The sequence below is a fragment of the Oenococcus alcoholitolerans genome (assembly GCF_051852995.1).
Taxonomy (GTDB): domain Bacteria; phylum Bacillota; class Bacilli; order Lactobacillales; family Lactobacillaceae; genus Oenococcus; species Oenococcus alcoholitolerans.
The window spans coordinates 962919-982928 of record NZ_CP176042.1 but is presented as its reverse complement, the minus strand read 5'-3'; the positions used below and the strand labels follow the sequence as shown (position 1 = coordinate 982928).

The following is a 20010-nucleotide window of genomic DNA, read 5'->3' as shown; positions in this document are numbered from 1 at the left end:
TGCGAGCGGCCTTTGATAGAAGAACAGAAAAAACAATTTAAAAATCTTAAAATCATCATTATTAAAGACTTTTCATCACTTGATAAAAATAAATTGGTTGAAAAATATTCATTGCCGAGTTTGTTTGCTGAATATATCATGGATAAAAACGGTCCGGCTCGGCTTGAAAGTTCTGAGCAAGGTGATTTGTTTGTTACTTTTTGGTTTTTGCCTAAAAAACAAGTACGTCCAAAAATCGTTTCCGTTGTCATCAAAGAAGATACGATCATTTTTTTCTGCGATACTAATAATTCTTTTCTTGATATCTTTTTAAAACAAGAAGACGAAAATATTCATGATGTTAACGAACTTTTATTGGATTTTATTATCTTCACTTTCGAATATTATTTAGATCGTATTTCTGATCTTGGTGTTAGGGCCGAAAAAATTCAGATAAGTCTCGATGCACGCAAAAGCAGCCAGACCTTTGATCGTTTAACGATCTTAAACCGCCAAATAGTTTATTTGCGGCCTTCGATAAGTGAGAATTCTGAACTTTTTTCTCGAATTGATGATGAATTTAAAGATAATCGAATAGAAATAAAAAAAGACTATTTAACTTATTTTCATCGAATTAATTTGATCGATCGACAATTGACCAGGATCTTTGAGTCGATATCTCAAAGTGTTCAGCAATTGAGCGACACTTATGATCGGCTGATCAACAATAATTTAAATTCGATCATGCGATTTTTAACCATTTGGTCTTTACTGTTAGCTATCCCGCCGATAGTCAGCGGTTTTTACGGCATGAATATGCATCTTCCTTTTGCAGAAAATGAACTATCTTGGTTTATTTCTTTGATCATAACTTTACTTTTGATGCTGCTTCTTTTGATCTATCTTCACCACCATCACTCGCTTTGATCTTAGTTATATTTTTTATTCAGTTCCCAAAAAAACAAAGGATCGAGATTAATTTTTAGTTTCAGCTGCCCTTATTTTTTTCTTTTTTTCATCTTGCTTAGCTTTAACTCTATCAATGATTGCTTTTGCGGAGGCTACTTGCTTATTTTTTGACGACATTTTTTTGCTCCTTAAAAATAATCCAACCAACTACAATTAAACATTATCAGAGCAAGATTAAATTAAAAACAAAATAACAGGATTGGTCTATAATTTTTCTAGACATTTTTTTAATCATGTTTACTTTATTCTTATTGCTAGCACAAAGGGTCGGTACGATATTTATCTTAGCTTTCTTGTTGGTAAATGTTCCTTTTTTTAGACGGCTATTATCTGATACCGAAAGATTTAAAACTAAGCTTATTTTGATAGCTGTTTTTTCTGTTTTTGCTTTAGTATCTAATTTTACCGGAATCGAAATAAATGGTCACAATAATCTTTTGCCCACGACCTTTTTAACTGAAATATCGATACATGATTCTATTGCCAATACACGGACTTTGGCGATCACGGTAGCTGGTCTTTGCGGAGGACCTCTGGTTGGATCGGCAGTCGGTTTGATCGCTGGTATCCATCGTGTTTTCCAAGGGAGCGGCTCGGACATTTTTTATGTTCCCAGTTCGTTTGTGATCGGATTTTTATCAGGAACGATCGGCCGTTTTTATTCGCACAAAAAAATCCTCCCTGGGGCCGGCCCATCTTTTTTGACCGGTGTTTGTATGGAAATGATCCAAATGCTGTTTATTTTTCTTTTCAGCCCTTCTGGACCACGTTTAGTCAGCTTGATCTTTTTCCCGATGACGCTTTTGAATAGTTTTGGCACTTGGATCTTTATTTCGATCATAAAGGCTTATTTGCATCAACAAGATCAACTGAAAGCCCTGCAAACTCACGATATTTTATTTTTGGCAAATAAAACGCTTCCTTTTTTCAGCGCCGGTTTAAATCCTAAATCAGCTAAAAAGGCCGCGGAAATAATTGAGCACAACACTAACTTTGATGCCATCGGCATAACTGATAAGGAAAATGTTTTAGCTCACGTCGGTTTAGGAGCCGACCATCATCGATCCGATCGCCCGATCGTGACCAAGCTTTCAAAGCGTGTTTTGTCTACTGGTAAAATGGAGTTGGCTCACAGTAAAGAAGAAATCGGTTGTCCAGTCAAAGGCTGCCCGTTATCTGCTGCGATCGTTATACCGCTAACGGTAGGAGGCAAAATACTCGGAACCTTGAAGATGTATTTTAAAGACCAGCATGATCTGACTTCTGTTGAAGAACAGCTTGCGTCTGGACTTGCGGCAATTTTTTCCAGCCAGCTTGCTTTAGGAATGGCTGAGGAACAAAGCAAATTAGCAAAAGATGCCAAAATAAAATCGCTGCAGGCACAGGTCAACCCGCACTTTTTCTTTAATGCGATCAATACGATATCTGCTTTGATGCGCACTAATAATGAAAAAGCGCATCAATTGCTCTTAGAATTAAGCAAGTATTTTCGAACGAATCTTCAGGGGATGCGAGAGACTGAGATAACTTTACAGCAGGAATTTGACCATCTTCAAGCTTATTTGTCGCTAGAACAAACACGTTTTCCGGGAAGGTTTTTGATCGATTTTGATGTTAAATGCAGTCAATTTATCTTACTTCCGCCCTTTACGATTCAAGTTTTAGTTGAAAATGCGATCAAACATGCTTTTGTAGGCAGGAAAAAGGGCAACAAAATAAAAATTTCTATTGATGAGGAAGATGGTTTTATAAAGATATTAGTCAGCGATAACGGAATCGGGATAAAACCGTCATTGATACCAAAACTTGGCAAGGAAACGATTCTGGCAACTAAGGGAAGCGGGACCGCTTTAGAGAATTTGAATCAAAGGCTCTTCGGTCTTTATGGCAGCGGCTCCGCGCTTCATTTTAAAAGCGGCAAAGAGGGCACTTGTATCAATATTTCGATCCCAAAAAAGGAGGTATCATGAAAATATTAATAGTTGATGATGAGCCGTTAGCCCGATCGGAACTTTCTTATTTATTAAAAAATAATTCATTAGTTTCTGTTATCGATCAAGCTGAGTCTATCGATCAAGCTGCCGCTAAACTGCTTAAAAATCATTTTGATGTGATTTTTATCGATATTTCGCTAAATGATGAAAATGGTTTTCAATTAGCAGATGAAATCAAGAAAATAAAAAATCCTCCCTTGGTTATTTTTGCGACCGCTTTTGATAGTTACGCTGCTAAAGCCTTCGATATTAATGCTATTGATTATGTTTTAAAACCTTTCGAACAGAAAAGGATCGATCAATCTCTGAATAAAGCAAGGGACCTTTTATTAAATAAAAAGAATCAGAGCAAAAATGTTAGCGCCGCAAAGACTGCTAATAATATTATTTCTATAACCAACGATGATAAAACGATCGTTTTAAAAGAAGATGATATTATTTACGCCAGCGTTGATAATGGCGAATTATCTATAATCAGTCGTTATAGGAAATACAAAAGCAAGCAGACTTTGAGCTGGCTGATCAGCAGACTTGATAGCGGCAAGTTTCTTCAGATCCATCGAAATATCGTTATCAATATAGAAGACATCGTCGAAATCGAACCTTGGTTCAATCATACATACAGGATCTATTTATCTAATGGCCAAGAAGTTCCCATAAGCCGTTCTTTTATAAAATCAGTTAAGCAGGTCTTAAAGATATAAATATAATAAGGTTTTTCAACCGGTGCCTAGGGCATCTTGAGATCTATTTAGCTCCTTTTAAGGATAAAGGAGCTTTTTTTATTTCCGTGGATAATATAATTAATTTATTCACAAACAGAAATGTTCCGTTCTGTTCAGGAGGTAAAATCGTGATAAATAAAAATGAAAGAAGCAAAGCGAATAGTCAGAAAAAAACTGCTGAACCAGCGCCTATTTTGATACAGATGGGTATTTATGCAGCTGTGCTGTTTGTTTCTTGGCTCATATCAGAATGGATGGCGTTGACTTTCCCTCGTTTTCCGATCCCAACACCGGTCATTGGATTGGCTTTGCTGTATTTGCTTTTAACCTTTCATATCATTAAGGTCGAATGGGTCGAAGGGTTTGGTGGAATTATGATCAGCTTGATCGGATTTTTGTTCGTACCTTCAGGTATCCAATTAGCAGGAACACTTGGTATTTTGCGCCAAGAAGGGTGGCAGCTGATCGTTGTTATCATTCTTTCAACGATCATTTTGCTTGTTGTTATTGCTTATACTACTCGTTTATTCATGTGGATCAGAGTTCATTTGTTCAAAGGAGACAACAAAATAGATTCTTTAACTAAGGAGGCCGGCAAATGAGTATTTCTTTGTTTAGTTTAGCCCTGATGCCTAAAGCACCGTTAGCATATTTCGCGACCCCGTTTTTTGGAATATTTATTTCAATAGCACTTTACCTGTTGGGTCAATGGTTATTTAAGATTTCTCATAAATTTTTCCTCTTCCAGCCGCTGTTCGTTGCCATGGTACTGGGTGTCGTCGTTTTGGCGATTTTAGCCAAAATGTTTAATATGACGACCGCCCGTTTTTATACGATGGCTTATCAGCCAGGTGGAAACATTATTTTTTGGTTTTTGAATCCAGCGACGATCGCCTTTGCTGTTCCTTTATACAAGCGAAACGACATCGTAAAAAAATTCTGGCTTGAAATATTGCTTTCATTAGTGATCGGCTTGTTTGTATCGATGTTTGTCATCCTTTGGGTTTCAAGGTTATTCGGTCTTGATCGCGCCGGAATAGCATCGATGCTGCCGCAAGAAGCAACAACAGCTATTGCATTACCTTTGTCAACAGCGATCGGCGGAAATTCTGCCATTACTGCGATGGCATGTATCTTAAATGCAGTCATCATTTTTGCCTTAGGCGATATTTTAGTCAAGACTTTCAGACTTAATTCCGATCCGATCGGAACCGGTCTGGGATTAGGGACCGCCGGACATACGATCGGTTCTGCATATGCACTTGAATTAGGTTCTGCACAGGGTTCGATGGCGGCGATCGCCGTTGTTATCATTGGGATCGTTGCAGATCTTGTCGTGCCGATCTTTTCAAATATTTTTCTGTAATTAATTAGAAAATTATTTTAGAAAGCGCTTTCTTTATTAAGGATAAGCTGTTATACTTTAGTTAAGGATTAGAGCAGAAAGCGATGAAAGATTTGCTTGGGATCTTCGTTTAAGAAGATCTTTAACGGCTGATAATCCGATGGCAGCCCTTTTAAGCAGCGTATGAGTGTTGAACGAGCTAATTGATAAAGCTAATCGCTTTTGAGGACAAGGAGTTCGCACTGTGTAGTTGTAGTAGTTAGTAATTTCCGATAAAAAAGAAACGACGGCTTAAGGGCTGTTTTTTTGTACATAAAAACCACCTCTTTAAGAGATGGTTTCAAATTTATTTATCTGAGAAGCTGATCGATCTGTTTGAATTCGTCATCAGTTAAATCAATATCAAGCGACTTTGCATTGCTTGCTACTTGTTCCGGCCGATGAGCACCTGGAATAACAACGCTGATCGCTGGATTCTTGATATACCAAGCGATTATCGTTTGAGCGACTGTAGCGTCGTATCTTTTAGCGATTTCAGCAACTTTTTCCAAATTCTTAACGATCTGGTCAAATTGTTCAGAGGTAAAATTCTGGAAACGGCCGGCGTTGGCAAAGTTTTTAAGATCACCAACCTTATATTTGCCAGTCAAAAGACCGGAAGCCAGTGGGAAGAAAGGCACGAATGAAATGTTATTTTCCTTAAGGTACGGAAATACATCCTTTTCTTCGTCTCGATGGACTAAATTATAGTTATTTTCAACGATATCTACCAAACCATCTTTATTGGCTTCTTTGATTTGGTCTAAAGTGAAATTCGAAACACCGATCGCACGGATCTTACCAGCCTTTTTTTCATCAGCTAATGCAGCAACAGCTTCATCTTTAGGCGTTTGGTCGTCGGGGAAGTGAATGTAGAAAATGTCTATATAATCTGTCTGCAGACGTTTCAACGCATCATCAACTGCCTGTTTGAGAAAAGCAGGGTCATTATTATTTTTATAATCATTTTTTGGATCTTGTGCAGCTTTTGTAGCGATCACAACTTTTGAGCGGTCATATTCTTTTACTACCTGACCGATCAATTCTTCAGAACGTCCAAGCCCGTAGGCAAAGGCTGTATCTAAAAGCTGGATACCTGAGTCGATCGCTTTTCTAACGATCTCTTTTCCTTGATCATCATCAAGATCAGGAAAAAGGTTGTGGCCGCCGACTTTGTTAGTACCAAGGCCTAGTTTTAAAGTGGTAACATCGCTTTTTCCGATCGTAACTTTTTCTGGCATATTTTTCTCCTTATCTTTTATAAGTACAACGCTTATTATAAAACAGCATGCAAGTCATTTTCTAATCTTATTTTCTGCCTATGTTAAAATTGGACAAGATTTTACTGTCTTAAGGAGGGAAAATGGATCTAAAGATAATTGCAAGCGATATGGACGGGACCTTTCTTGATGATAATAAGCACTATGATATCGAACGTTTTTCTTCACAGCTGGATGAAATGAATAAACGGGGGATCCATTTCGTAGCTGCTTCTGGTAATAAATTCGTTCATTTAAAAAGTATGTTCGAACCTATCTTAAAAAAAGGCCATCAGATAAGCTATGTCGCTTCCAATGGCGCAGCTATCTATGAAGGAGATCATTTGGTACACGCTGCATTTTTGTCTAAGGAACAGCTTAATAAGGTCATAACCTGGAACGCTGAAAATCCTTCTTCGGAAAATAATTTAGTTATATTGACAGGACTTTATCATTCATATGTTTCAAATCACGCGAGTGAAAAGTCTATCGAAATAATTTCTGAATGGTATCACCATGTCACCCAAGTAGAAAAATTTGCAAATATCAAAGATCAGATCTTGGAAGTGACCTTTATTTGGAAAAATACCGATGTTGCCAAGCAAGTAAAAAGATTGAGAAAAGTATTCGGCAGCGAAGTCCATTCGACTGGATCCGGTTTTGGCAATGTTGATGTTTTGGCCGCAGGGATCAATAAGGCCAAGGGTCTTGAGTTTTTGCAGAACAAATGGCAGGTCGATGATGATCAAGTGGCTGTTTTCGGTGACAATGAAAACGATCTCGAAATGCTTAAGAAGTATAAATATGGTTTCGTGATGAAAAACGCTGATGATTTTATGAAAAGAGATATCTTTTTTCACACTGTCAAAGATAATAACAACGAAGGTGTTTTAGATATGATCGATAGGCTGCTGGCCGGCCAGGATCCGATGGAATTTAAGGTCAAAGGACCAAAAGGATTACTGAAAAAAGCATCATCAGAGAAAAGATCGGCAGATGGAATCTCTGACGCAGACGCAAATTGATGAAGACTACCCAGTTTATTATGATCAGGGCGATATTCAAAAAATTCGTCAAGCTGAGTCCCTTGGTATAGATCAATACAAAAATCAGGACACAGCCGAATAAAAATCCGAGAAGGCTTTCCGCTTTTCCAGTCGGGACAAAGATCGGTACCATAAAAAAAAGACAGACGGCAAAAAGCGGTAGCAGCGACCTTAAGAAATTTATGGTCAAATATTGATTATCTAGTAAATAAAAAGCAGTCGGGAAACAAACTGAAAGCAGAAAGGAAAAAGCGATCGATCCAAAAAAAGAACGCAAGTAAAATATTTCAAAAGACATCATGAAAATGAGTATATTTATCAATGCCAGCAAAGCAGTTGTTTCCGGCTGAAGATTTCTTTGAAGCAGAAATAAAATAAAAAAAGACAACAGATTTATGATTATTTTTACTTGCGAAAATTTCAATCTGGTAAAGGACAAATAAAAAGCTATCATGTTGCTGAACATGAAGTAGCTTAGAAGGTCATTAGATGAACTTTGTTGGGAAGTGTTTTGAATACTTTTAGGCAGATCATTTGAAAAAAGATATATCGCTAGTGTCAAAGAAAGTGCTGTGATCATCATCGCCGCTATTGAAAAGGGCAGTTTTTTATCTTTGTTTTTAAGAGGACGACCAAGTCTTTTTTCTGCTGCTTGTTTCATTTTGATTTAAAGCTCCCTTGTGAAAAATCATCCATTAATTAGCAATTATAGATGAAATCAGTTAAACTTTTAACTAGCAATTACAGTAAACCTATTTAGAGTACAGCGAGGGATACCACCTTATGACCTGTCGGCAACCTGCGTGTGCAAGGTGCCAAAGTGGTAATCGATAGGGTCGACAGACTCTACGGTCTGTTTTTGTTAGAAAGAGATTTAATGATATGACAAAGATTTTTACTAGTGAATCTGTCGCTGCTGGGCACCCTGACAAGGTCGCTGATCAGATTGCAGATGCTATTTTGGATGAAGTTTTAAAACAGGATCCCAAGGCTCACAGTGCCATTGAAGTGACTGTATCTACCGGGGATGTTACTATTTTTGGGGAATTATCGACTAGTGCCTATGTCAACGTGCGTCAGATCGCGACCGATACGATCAAAAATATCGGCTATGTCGATCCAAATCTTGGCTTCACTTATAATTCGGTGAACGTTTCCAATAAGATCGTTGAGCAATCAGCTGAGATAGCTTCGGCCGTTAATAATGCTGAAGATGATCCCGATCAGCTTGGTGCCGGCGATCAAGGCATAGTTTACGGATACGCTGATAATGAGACCAGCGATTATATTCCGCTGGCTCTTCAATTGTCGCATGCTTTGGTCAAAAGACTGAAAACTGTTAGAGATGAAGCTGGATCATCCAGTTATTTGCGTCCGGACGGCAAAAGTGAAGTAAGTATTGAATATGATGATGACGGAAAAGCTAAAAGGATCTCTTCAGTCGTGCTATCAGCTCAACATATAGAAGGTCTGGAATTAGAAGACCTTCGTGCAAGGATCAGTGAAGATATCATTGCACCAACATTACCAACTAATTTGGTTGATGAAAATACGAAGTTTTACATCAATCCGGCTGGTCTTTGGTCCCTAGGAGGACCTCAAGCTGATTCAGGATTGACCGGAAGGAAGATCATCGTTGATACTTACGGTGGTGCTGCTCATCATGGCGGCGGTGCTTTTTCAGGTAAAGATGCGACCAAGGTCGACCGTTCTGGTGCTTATTATGCCAGGTATGTTGCTAAAAATTTGGTTGCCGCTGGATTGCTTGACAAAGTAGAGATCCAAGTTGGTTACGCTATTGGAGTTTCTAAACCGGTCTCGATCTATATCGATTCTTTCGGCACTGAAAAAGTTGAACTTGATAAAATCTATCAAGCAGTCGACCAGATATTCGACTTCAGACCGCTTTCTATCATCAACCAGCTTGATCTTCAGCGCCCGATTTATTTGCAAACGGCAACTTTTGGTCATTTTGGTCGCTCTGATCTTGATCTTCCGTGGGAAAAATTAGACCAGGTCGAAAAAATAAAGTCATTTTTTAATGATTAAGTTATAATTGGTGTCAATTGATAGTATTAGAGATGATTTTTATTCAGAGAGTAGTCGGCGGCTGCAAGACTATATAAATGAATCTCGAACTCGATCAATGTTTATCAGATATTCAATAATAATATAATGAGTGCGCGCAAGCGAATTCAGGTGGTACCGCGGTGAAACCGTCCTGTTTATTTTTACAGGCGGTTTTTTATTTACTAAAGAATCACTAAAAGAAGGGGATAAGGTAAGGAAAATATGAGCTACGATCACAGTCAAATCGAAAAGAAATGGCAGGATTATTGGGATGAGCACAAAACTTTTGCGGCCGAAAGCGAAGATTCTGGCAAAAAAAAGTATTTTGTGATGAATATGTTTCCCTATCCGTCAGGGCAGGGTCTGCACGTTGGTCATCCGGAATCTTATACAGCTACGGATATCATGGCCCGGTTTAAAAGAATGCAAGGCTATAACGTTCTCCAGCCTATGGGTTGGGATGCTTTTGGTCTTCCAGCAGAGCAATACGCGATAAAAACGGGTCATAATCCAGCTGATTTCACTAACGAAAATATCAAGCACTTTAAAAAGCAGATCAAATCATTGGGCTTTTCTTATGATTGGGATCGAGAAATCAATACCACTGATCCGGAATATTATAAGTGGACTCAGTGGATCTTTGAACAGCTTTACAAAAAAGGTCTTGCTTACGAAGACAAGATAATGGTCAATTGGGCACCGGATTTTCCAGGCGGAGGCATCGTTGTTGCTAACGAAGAAGTTATCGATGGCAAAACAGAACGCGGCGGTTATCCAGTCTACCGTGTTCCGATGCGGCAATGGGTCCTGAGAATAACTAAATATGCTGAGAGACTTTTAAATGATCTTGATGATCTTGATTGGCCTGAATCTATCAAAGAGCAGCAGCGAAATTGGATCGGCAAATCTGTTGGTGCATCTGTATTTTTTTCTTTGGCTAATGACGAAGATACAAAGATCGAAGTCTACACGACTCGGCCTGATACTCTTTTTGGAGCTTCGTATATGGTCCTTTCACCTGAGCATGAATTGGTAGATAAAATAACTGCTGATGGACAAAAAGAAGCTGTTGCGGCTTATAAAGCGAAGATCGCAAGCAAATCAGATCTTGAAAGGACTGATTTGAACAAGGAAAAAACCGGTGTTTTCACAGGTGCTTATGCTGTTAATCCGGTTAACGGCGAAAAATTGCCTATTTGGATAGCCGATTACGTTTTGGCTAGTTATGGGACCGGTGCGATCATGGCTGTGCCAGCACATGATGATCGTGATTACGAATTTGCCCGCAAATTCGATCTGCCGATCAAGCCGGTCATCGAAGGCGGCGATTTAAGCAAGGAAGCATATACAGGGGATGGTCTGCATATCAATTCGGGTTTTTTGAATGGTTTGGATAAGCAGAGCGCGATCGATAAAATGATCGATTGGTTGGTTAAAAATAATTTCGGTCATAAGCAAGTCAACTACAAGCTTCGCGACTGGATCTTTTCTCGCCAGCGTTATTGGGGCGAACCTATTCCAATTATTCATTGGGAAGACGGCACTCAAACCCTGGTCCCAGAAAATGAATTGCCGCTTCGTCTGCCGCACTTGACCAAAGAACAATTAAAACCATCAGGAAGCGGCGAATCGCCATTAGCCAACGATCCGGATTGGCTGAATGTCGTTCGAGAAGATGGTGTCAAAGGACGCAGAGAAACTAATACGATGCCGCAATGGGCTGGATCTTCATGGTATTTTTTGCGTTATATAGATCCTAAAAATGACAAAATGTTAGCTGATCCTAAAAAATTAAAGTATTGGATGAATGTCGATCTTTATGTTGGCGGAGCTGAGCATGCTGTCCTCCATTTGCTGTATGCTCGTTTTTGGAATAAATTCCTATACGATATTGGGGTAGTTCCAACTAGCGAGCCGTTCCATAAATTGGTCAATCAAGGCATGATCCTTGGCGAAAATCATGAGAAAATGTCAAAATCCAAAGGCAACGTTGTTAATCCGGATGACATAGTCGGGAAATATGGTGCTGATACTTTGCGGGCTTATGAAATGTTCATGGGTCCTTTGACTCAAGCAAAGCCATGGAATACTGATAGTTTAGCGGGTATTCGCAGGTATTTAGATCGTGTGTGGAGATTATTCGTTGATGATGATGGTGCGCTTGATCCGGCAATAGTTGATGAAAATGATCATAAATTGGATAAGATATTTAACCAAACGGTCAAAAAGGTAACTGAAGACTATAGTAATATGCATTTCAATACTGCAATATCTCAGTTAATGGTTTTCATTAATGAGGCTAACAAAGTTGAGAAGCTTCCAAAAGATTACATGTCGGCTTTCTTGCAGCTGCTTAATCCAGTTGCTCCTCATATCACAGAGGAATTGTGGCAAAGGCTTGGTCATAAAGAAACGATCGCGTATGCTTCGTGGCCAAAATATGATCCAAATAAGATCGCTGAAGATAATCTTGATATGGCTATCCAGATCAATGGAAAAGTCAGGTCTCATATCGAAGTTGCTTCTGATATCACTGCTGCCGATCTTTCAAAAGCTGCTTTAGAAAATGATCGTATCAAAGAATTAACGCATGATAAAAAGATCGTGAAAGTGATCGCTATTCCAAAGCGGATCATCAATATCGTTGTCAAATGATCTTTTATGTAAACAAATTGTAATAATCTTTCAAAAAAACCAGTAAATAGCTATTTTGCTGGTTTTTTATTCGGATTTTTTAGTGACTAAATGTTAGGAAAATTTACAAGTAACTAGATTTTTAACTTTTTTTGCGCATATAATGATGCAACTTAATTATTGATTCGTGTGAGAGGAAAAATTGGAAGTTTGATTAATTTGATATTATTTTTCGGCTTTGGTTAAAATATTTTATTTTTTATTTCAGAAGACTTATTATTTATCAAAAGGCTTTTCGGTAAAGGCTTTTTGTATTCGGATCACTCCAAAGGCGTGCTCACCAGATCCTAAACGAGCGATGGAAAACTTTTTGTTTTCCCTACATAATCGGTGATCGGTTTTGTTTAACGACTGTTCTGATTATGAAAAAGAGCTTCGGCTTGATAATAAAAATATTCGTATAGACCAGCTTTGATAAAGAGCTGTTGGAATATTTGGATTTTCAATTTTATTTTTAAAAGAGGTTTTGGGAGGAAAATATTTAATGGCTAGAAAAAGAAGAAAAATGTCCACTGGCAGAAAGGTGGGTATCGGTGTTGTCGCTGTGGTAGTAGTCGTTGGAGCGATCGCTGGTGTTTCGGCCGCGATAAACGGAAATCGCGGTAATAGTACGAATGTTTTAAACGAATATCTTCCCACGCCAATGACGACTCAAGATCTTTCGCAAATGACTGATCAATATGCCTTTCAGATCGCAGGAAACGTTCAGCAAGGATTATTGTCCCGTAAAGCCGATGGCACTCCTTCTGCCGGATTAGCACGCAGCTGGTCCCATTCAAGAGATGGAATGACTTGGACTTTCCATTTGCGGCCGAACCTTCGATGGTCGAACGGCGATCGTTTAACGGCTTCTGACTTTGTATATGGGTGGAGAAGAACGGTCGATCCAAAGACTGCTAGTCAATATGCATATATCTATTCTGGTATCCGTAACGCGGATGCTATTAATTCCGGCAGAAATAAAAATTTGAATTCTTTGGGTATCTCTGCTCCCGATCGCAATACTGTCGTCGTTCATTTGGAACACCCGATGCCTCAATTTGAAAACTTGATGGCCTTTCCAGTATTCTTTGCCCAGGATCAGCATTTTGTTTCTCGCTTGGGTAAAAGAACCGGTACCAACTCTGCTCGTCAAGTCTATAGCGGACCTTATCGTTTTGTCGGCTGGAATGGTTCAAACAATCGTTTCCGGCTTGTACCGAACCGTCACTATTGGAACGCAAGCAAAGTTCGTAATGATGGCGTTAATTTCCGTGTCGTAACTGATACGACTGCCAGTCTCGCTTTGTTCAACCGCGGCCGTCTTGATCAGGTCACCTTGAACACTCCTGAGCAGATAAGACGTTACCGTAATGCGCGTAATCTTCATATCTACAATCAAGCAAGAACCGATTATATCGAATATAACCAAACCGGCAGGATCAGAGCCTTGAATAATTTGCATATTCGTCAAGCCTTGAATTTGGCGACTGATCGGGCTGGAGTTTCACAGGCTATTTCTCAAGGTCTTTATACAGTACCGACAGGCATCACCCCAGCTGGTTTGGCCCGTACCCAAACAGGCAGAGACTTTTCTAAAGCAGCCGCATCTTCCACAGATTATCGCTACAACATTTCTCGTGCTCGTCGCTTATTTGAACAAGGAATGCGTGAAGTCGGTATCCGTAATTTGACTTTGACTGTTGAAGCTTCTTCTGAATCTGCTACGACTAAGCCGACTTTAGATGCCATCCAGCAAACTTGGCAGCAGCTTCCGGGATTGACTGTCCATGAAAAATTCGTTCCGTTCAGGCAGCGTTTGCAGGATGCCATAAACCACAATTTTGACGTTTTGCTGACAGCTTGGGGAGCTGATTATGCTGAACCGCAGACTTTCCTCAATATGTTTGTTACTAATGGTCCTAACAATGATGGCAGCTGGAGCAACCGTGAATATGATCAAACTATTCAGAATGCTTCAGTACGTTATGCCTTGAACGATAGGCAGCGTATTTCAAACGAAATTCGTTCTGAACAGATTCTCTTCCAGCAGGCTGCTGTTAATCCAATCGACTGGATGAACTCACCAGTACTGTCTAATCCGCGTGTTCATGGTGTTGAATACTTCTCTTCAGGCGCTCCATACTATTACTGGAATGCTCATAAGACAAGATAAAATTGTTGATCTGTTTGCAAGGTCCCTAAAGACCTTGCCTACATAATTCGAAAGGTTTAAAAATGGCAAGATATATTTTAAAAAGAATCGCCATCATGATATTAACGATTTTTATCGTCGCTGCGATGACTTTCGTTATGATGCAATGGATGCCGGGTTCTCCCTTTAATAATCCCAAATTATCAGCTGCACAAATCGCTCAATTATCCAGGCAATATGGTTTGGACCAGCCGCTTTGGGGAAGATTCGTTCACTATATCGTAAATGCTGCTGAATTTAATTTTGGTACATCCTACGTCAATACCGGTCAAAACGTTAGTTTGATGATCGGACAAAGATTGCCGGTTTCCATGCAATTGGGGGCTCAGGCTCTTATAATCGGTCTTCCTTTGGGAATATATATCGGAACTATTCAGGCGATGCACAAAAATCGTTGGATCGATTATGATTTAAGCGTTGTTACTTTGTTTTTTACGGCACTGCCTGATTTCATGCTGGCAATGTTATTGATGATATTCTTTGCGATCTATATTCCGATCTTTCCAATAACTGGTTGGGATTCATGGATATCCAGTGTCCTGCCGACCCTTGCCTTGGGTGCTGGTGTTATTGCTTACGTTGCTCGTTTTACGAGATCGCAAACCATTGAGACTTTGAGCAGCGATCAGATCCAGTTAGCCTATGCTAAGGGACTTACGGAAAATGAAGCAGTTCTTCGTCATGCCATTAGAAATTCTTTGATTCCGGTGTTAACTTTGATCGGTCCGCTAGCGGCTCAGTTATTGACCGGTTCTGCTTTGATAGAGTCGATTTTCTCGATCCCTGGTATCGGAAATCAATTTGTCGGTTCTATTTCATCAAAAGATTTTCCGGTCATCATGGGGACAACTATCGTTTACACCGTTTTACTGCAAGTAATGATTTTGATCGGTGATATCGCAACAGCTATAGTTGATCCGAGAATTCGTTTAGGGGGCAGATAAAGAATGGCAGATAAAGAATTTGAAGTTGTTGGCATTCGTTCGTCTGCTGACAGCGAAAAAATAGCAAAACCATCATTAACTTTTTGGCAGGACGCTTGGCGTCGATTGAAGAAAAATAAAGTCGCAGTCGTTTCGATGTGGTTTTTGATACTCGTATCTTTATTTACTATTATCATGACGCCTATCCTAAGCCAGCAGCAGGCTAACAGGTTTGATCCAAACAGGATATCGACTTACCGTAATCTACCGCCTAAATCCGGTTTGCCGATACCTGGTTGGCAGGGTAGACACGCCGGCCAGGATCCTTATGAAGAACAAAATGTTCCCAGTGGACAAAATTTCTTATTGGGAACTGACCAGACAGGCCGATCAGTCGGGAAAAGAGTGATCGTTGGTCTGCGGATATCGTTGACTATTGCGTTAGTTGCCTCGCTTGCTGATCTTGTTATCGGTGTTGCCTATGGTGTCTTTTCGGCTTGGAAGGGCGGCTGGATCGATTTGATCCTGCAACGTTTTATCGAAATTCTGAGTTCGGTTCCTTTCATCGTTATAGTAACTTTATTTACTTTATTATTAGGTGCAGGTATTTGGTCGGTTATCATATCCTTGATTCTGACAGGCTGGGTCAATATGGCTCGTCAAGTTAGAGCACAAACCTTGTCTATAAAAGAGCAAGATTATGTTTTAGCAGCGATAGTCCTTGGTGAAAACCCGGTCAGAATAGCTTTGAAACATATCATCCCAAATGTCAGCTCAACGATAATCGTGCAATTGATGATGACCATCCCGCAAGCGATCGCGTCAGAGGCTATTTTATCGGCCTTGGGTCTTGGTGTTCAGCCGCCGACTTCTTCATTGGGATCGATGATAAATGATGCTCGCGATCAGATTCAATACTATCCTTACTTGGTCATGATTCCGGGAACAGTATTGGTACTGATCTCTCTTGCCTTTTATCTTTTTGGCGATGGTTTGCGCGATGCATTCGATCCGAGGAGCAGTGAGGATTAAAAATGGCAGAAAAACCAATTTTACAAGTTAAAAATCTATCAGTTGAATTTCATACTTATGCCGGAGTAGTTAAAGCTATCCGCGATGTATCTTTTGACCTTGACCAAGGCGAAACATTAGCGATAGTCGGTGAATCCGGCTCTGGTAAATCTGTTACTACTCATACTTTGATGGGTCTTAATGCAGAAAATGAAATCATTTCACAAGGAAAGATTTTTTATAAAGGCAAAGACCTTCTTAAATTTAATGACGAAGAATTTTATGAACTTCGCGGCGATAAGATCGCAATGATTTTTCAAGATCCAATGACCAGCCTTGATCCAACGATGAAGATCGGTCGTCAGATCATGGAAGTTATTTTGATCCACGATGACGAGATCGAAGAAAAAGCTGCTGCCAGCAAGGCTTTGAATTTGATGAAACAAGTCGGTATTCCCGACGCTGAGGAGCATTTTGATGATTATCCGCACCAATGGTCAGGGGGGATGCGGCAGCGTGCTGTGATCGCGATCGCTTTAGCTGGTAATCCTGATATTTTGATCGCCGACGAACCGACAACAGCTTTGGATGTAACTATTCAAGCTCAGATCCTTCATTTAATGAAAAATATTCAAACGCAAATTTCTTCTTCGATCATTTTTATTACACATGATCTCGGTGTCGTTGCCGGAATGGCCGATAAAATCGCTGTTATGTATGCCGGAAAAATAGTTGAGTATGGTACGACTGATGAAATTTTCTATAATCCTCAGCATCCTTACACTTGGGGATTGTTAGACTCTATGCCGACGACCGATATTAAAAGCGACCACTTGGATTCGATACCCGGAACTCCTCCTGATCTTTTGAACCCGCCCAAGGGCGATCCATTTGCGCCTAGAAATAAATATGCTTTGGCCATTGATTACGAACAAGAGCCCCCGTACTTTTCTTTGAGCTCTACTCACTATGCGGCTACTTGGCTTTTAGATAAGCGTGCACCTAAAGTAACGCCGCCGCCGGCCATTTTAAAACGTTGGCAAAAATGGCAGGAAATTTCTGCACAAAAAAAGGGAGAGGATAAATGACAGAAGAAAAAATATTGGAAATAAAAAATCTTAATTTATCTTTTAACCCTGGCAGAGCAAACGAAGTTAAAGCTATCAATAATGTTAGTTTTGATATTTATAAAGGTGAAGTGTTTGGTCTGGTCGGTGAATCCGGGTCCGGGAAAACAACCATCGGCCGGACTATTTTAGGACTTTATCGACCGCAATCGGGCCAGATCAATTTTGAAGGGCATGATCTGCTGAAATTGAAAAGAGGGGACTTCAAGAGTTTTCGCAAGGACGCTCAAATGATTTTTCAGGACCCGCAAGCCAGCTTGAATGGCCGAATGAAAGTTAAGGATATCATTGCCGAAGGACTCGATGTTCATAATTTAACCAAAGATAAGGATGACCGTGACCAAAGAGTAAAGGATCTTTTGGAATTGGTCGGTCTTAATTCGGATCATGCTGAACGTTATCCATATGAATTTTCCGGCGGCCAGCGTCAGCGGATCGGAATCGCGAGAGCTTTGGCAGTGCGGCCGAAATTCATTATTGCCGACGAACCGATATCTGCTCTAGACGTTTCGATCCAAGCCCAAGTGGTTAATCTTCTTAAGGATTTGCAGCGAAAAGAAGGACTTACTTATTTGTTTATCGCACATGATCTTTCGATGGTCAAATATATTTCTGATCGGATCGGAGTCATGCATTGGGGCAAAATATTAGAAATCGGTAATTCCGATGATGTTTACGCTGATCCCATCCATCCATATACTAAAAGTCTTTTAAGTGCTATCCCGATCCCTGATCCTGAAATCGAATTGAAACGCCAACCGATCAATTATGATCCATCGATCGAGAATGACGGCAAAAAACGTACTATGCATGAAATCAAACCTGGACATTTTGTTTTGAGTACCGATGAAGAAGCAGCAAGCTATAAATCGCGATAACTGCTTTTTTTATTGTCATAATTTAGTAAAATATTAACTGTTCTTTATTTTGGAAAAAAAGGGTCAACAATTTTTGAATCGAAATACAAATTTTAATGATGAAGACTTTGCCAAGAGGGAAGCCAAGATCGATTCTTCTAATGACGAACAACAATTAGTCAATGGATCGGCTTGGCTGACTTTTGGCAATCTTTTTTCACGCATTCTTGGTGCTTTATATATCATTCCGTGGACGATAATCATTGGCCGTTATTCCATTCAAGCCAATGGCCTTTTTAATATGGGCTATACCATCTACGCAATGTTTTTAATGATCGCTACTGCTGGTATACCGACAGCGATCAGCAACTTAGTTGCCCATTATAATGCGATAAATCAGGGACGGATATCCTTGCGATTGCTATGGGAAGGTATCCGTATAGGGTTTGTGACCGGTTTGCTTTCGGCGATCGTTTTATTTATTTTTTCACCGCTTTTGGCAGCCGGCCATCATTCATTAGTGCCTGTACTTTGGTCGCTTACACCGGCGGTTTTTGTTTTCCCCATTTTGTCGATGCTGCGCGGTTTTTTTCAGGGCAACCAAATGATGAAACAATCGGCCGTTAGTCAAATCGTTGAACAGATCGTCAGGATCTTCTATCTATTGATTGGAACCTGGCTTGTTTTGAGAAGCGATCCTGATAATTGGCAGGGTGCGGTCGTTCAATCTACTTTTGCGGCTTTTATAGGTGCTTTAGCGGGTTTGTTTTACTTGATCTATTCATACTCATCGTCACGGAAAAGATTCGTTAAGGAAGCAAAAAAACAATCAGCTGCCTCTGCACGGAAAGTCGATGTTCGTGATTTGATATTAGGGATATTCAAACAAGCTGTTCCTTTTATCATCGTAGCTTCAGCTGTTACTTTTTATCAATGGATCGATCAATACACCTTTTTTCCGATCATGAATCATTTTACTGATTTTACCGATAATCAATTGATCGTTCAATTTTCCCGCTTCAATGCGAATGCTAACAAACTCGTTATGATCATCGTTCCGATCGCTAGTTCGATCGCAGCGACCAGTCTGCCGATGCTCTCTTCGGCTTTTGCCAATCACGATCACGCAAGCATAAAAAAACAGATCGCTAATGTTTATCGTTTATTTTTACTTTCGATGATCGTGACAGCTTTTGGTCTTTATGCTGTTGCTTTGCCCATTTACATGGTTTTTTATGGCAATACCGATCCGAGTTTGGCAACCGGCGTACAGCTTTTGCAGATCAGCGCGATCGTTTCGATATTTTATGGATCTTTCAGCGTCCTTTCTTTCGTTATACAAGGTCTTGGTGATCCGCAAACAGCAATGCGGTCATTATTTTATGGCATGTTTTTAAAAATTATTTTTCAGGTACCGGCTGTTTTTCTTTTTCAGTCCAGCGGTGCCATGATCAGTACTTTTATAGGTTTCGCATTTAGCAGCTGGTACTTATCGGACGCTATCAAAAAAAGATATCAAATCGGTATTTTTGATATTGGCAGTGATTTGATAAAAATATTTTTATTATCGATTTTGGTCATGCTTTTCAGTTGGCTGATCGTTCAGGTTATGGAAATGTTTGTACCATTGTCGCGTTTTTATCAAATTTTTGTGCTTATAGTATCTGTTTCTGGCGGCGGCGCTTTAGGGATCTATCTGATTTTTAAGTGGAAAGTCGCCAATGATCTAGTTAAGCGCTTTATTCCGCGACGTTTTCGTAAAGAAGGAGAGAATTGAT

At 39.8% G+C, this 20010-nt stretch carries 16 protein-coding genes; 14 read left to right on the top strand and 2 right to left on the bottom strand.

Annotation, left to right across the window (positions count from 1 at the left end; all coding sequences use genetic code 11):
- Positions 1–12 precede the first annotated feature (12 nt).
- From ACKP2L_RS05580 to lrgB, 5 genes are all read left to right on the top strand, one after another.
- On the top strand, positions 13–906 hold the full coding sequence (locus ACKP2L_RS05580) for a CorA family divalent cation transporter (protein WP_439424882.1): 894 nt from the start codon (positions 13–15) through the stop codon (positions 904–906).
- Between the two features lie 275 nt (positions 907–1181).
- Positions 1182–2918 (top strand): LytS/YhcK type 5TM receptor domain-containing protein, encoded by a 1737-nt coding sequence (locus ACKP2L_RS05575; protein WP_439424881.1) that lies wholly within the window; start codon positions 1182–1184, stop codon positions 2916–2918.
- Entirely contained in the window at positions 2915–3646 is a 732-nt protein-coding gene (locus ACKP2L_RS05570; protein WP_439424880.1) for a LytTR family transcriptional regulator DNA-binding domain-containing protein, read from the top strand. Before ACKP2L_RS05575 ends, ACKP2L_RS05570 begins: the two co-directional genes overlap by 4 nt.
- Before the next feature lie 224 nt (positions 3647–3870).
- Positions 3871–4269 (top strand): CidA/LrgA family protein, encoded by a 399-nt coding sequence (locus ACKP2L_RS05565; protein ID WP_439426210.1) that lies wholly within the window; start codon positions 3871–3873, stop codon positions 4267–4269.
- A 26-nt stretch (positions 4270–4295) separates the two neighbouring features.
- Positions 4296–5033 (top strand): antiholin-like protein LrgB, encoded by a 738-nt coding sequence (gene lrgB / locus ACKP2L_RS05560; RefSeq protein WP_439426209.1) that lies wholly within the window; start codon positions 4296–4298, stop codon positions 5031–5033.
- Positions 5034–5362: 329 nt separating this feature from the next.
- On the opposite strand, the gene ACKP2L_RS05555 is transcribed toward lrgB, so the two are convergent.
- Positions 5363–6292 carry an aldo/keto reductase gene (locus ACKP2L_RS05555; protein WP_439424879.1) on the bottom strand — a complete coding sequence of 310 codons (930 nt, stop codon included), beginning with the start codon at positions 6290–6292 and terminating at the stop codon, positions 5363–5365.
- A 122-nt stretch (positions 6293–6414) separates the two neighbouring features.
- On the opposite strand from ACKP2L_RS05555, the gene ACKP2L_RS05550 reads away from it, so the two are divergent.
- On the top strand, positions 6415–7335 hold the full coding sequence (locus ACKP2L_RS05550) for a Cof-type HAD-IIB family hydrolase (protein ID WP_439424878.1): 921 nt from the start codon (positions 6415–6417) through the stop codon (positions 7333–7335).
- On the opposite strand, the gene ACKP2L_RS05545 is transcribed toward ACKP2L_RS05550, so the two are convergent.
- Positions 7253–8017, bottom strand: coding sequence for a hypothetical protein (locus ACKP2L_RS05545; protein WP_439424877.1), 765 nt, complete (start codon positions 8015–8017; stop codon positions 7253–7255). The two genes, ACKP2L_RS05550 and ACKP2L_RS05545, sit on opposite strands and share 83 nt — an antisense overlap.
- 221 nt (positions 8018–8238) lie before the next feature.
- Between ACKP2L_RS05545 and metK the strand changes: the two genes are divergently transcribed.
- From metK to ACKP2L_RS05505, 8 genes are all read left to right on the top strand, one after another.
- On the top strand, positions 8239–9405 hold the full coding sequence (gene metK / locus ACKP2L_RS05540) for a methionine adenosyltransferase (protein WP_439424876.1): 1167 nt from the start codon (positions 8239–8241) through the stop codon (positions 9403–9405).
- Between the two features lie 243 nt (positions 9406–9648).
- A complete protein-coding gene (gene leuS / locus ACKP2L_RS05535; RefSeq protein WP_439424875.1) occupies positions 9649–12081 on the top strand; it encodes a leucine--tRNA ligase in 2433 nt (810 codons plus the stop codon).
- Positions 12082–12604: 523 nt separating this feature from the next.
- On the top strand, positions 12605–14275 hold the full coding sequence (locus tag ACKP2L_RS05530; RefSeq protein WP_439424874.1) for a peptide ABC transporter substrate-binding protein: 1671 nt from the start codon (positions 12605–12607) through the stop codon (positions 14273–14275).
- A 62-nt stretch (positions 14276–14337) separates the two neighbouring features.
- The gene (locus tag ACKP2L_RS05525) at positions 14338–15258 is read left to right on the top strand and encodes an ABC transporter permease (RefSeq protein ID WP_439424873.1); all 921 of its coding nucleotides are present in this window, start codon (positions 14338–14340) and stop codon (positions 15256–15258) included.
- 3 nt (positions 15259–15261) lie between these two features.
- Entirely contained in the window at positions 15262–16269 is a 1008-nt protein-coding gene (locus tag ACKP2L_RS05520; RefSeq protein WP_439424872.1) for an ABC transporter permease, read from the top strand.
- 2 nt (positions 16270–16271) lie between these two features.
- Positions 16272–17336 carry an ABC transporter ATP-binding protein gene (locus ACKP2L_RS05515; protein ID WP_439424871.1) on the top strand — a complete coding sequence of 355 codons (1065 nt, stop codon included), beginning with the start codon at positions 16272–16274 and terminating at the stop codon, positions 17334–17336.
- On the top strand, positions 17333–18253 hold the full coding sequence (locus ACKP2L_RS05510) for an ABC transporter ATP-binding protein (protein ID WP_439424870.1): 921 nt from the start codon (positions 17333–17335) through the stop codon (positions 18251–18253). Before ACKP2L_RS05515 ends, ACKP2L_RS05510 begins: the two co-directional genes overlap by 4 nt.
- Positions 18254–18326: 73 nt before the next feature.
- A complete protein-coding gene (locus ACKP2L_RS05505) occupies positions 18327–20009 on the top strand; it encodes a putative polysaccharide biosynthesis protein (protein WP_439424869.1) in 1683 nt (560 codons plus the stop codon).
- The last annotated feature ends 1 nt before the right edge of the window (position 20010 follow it).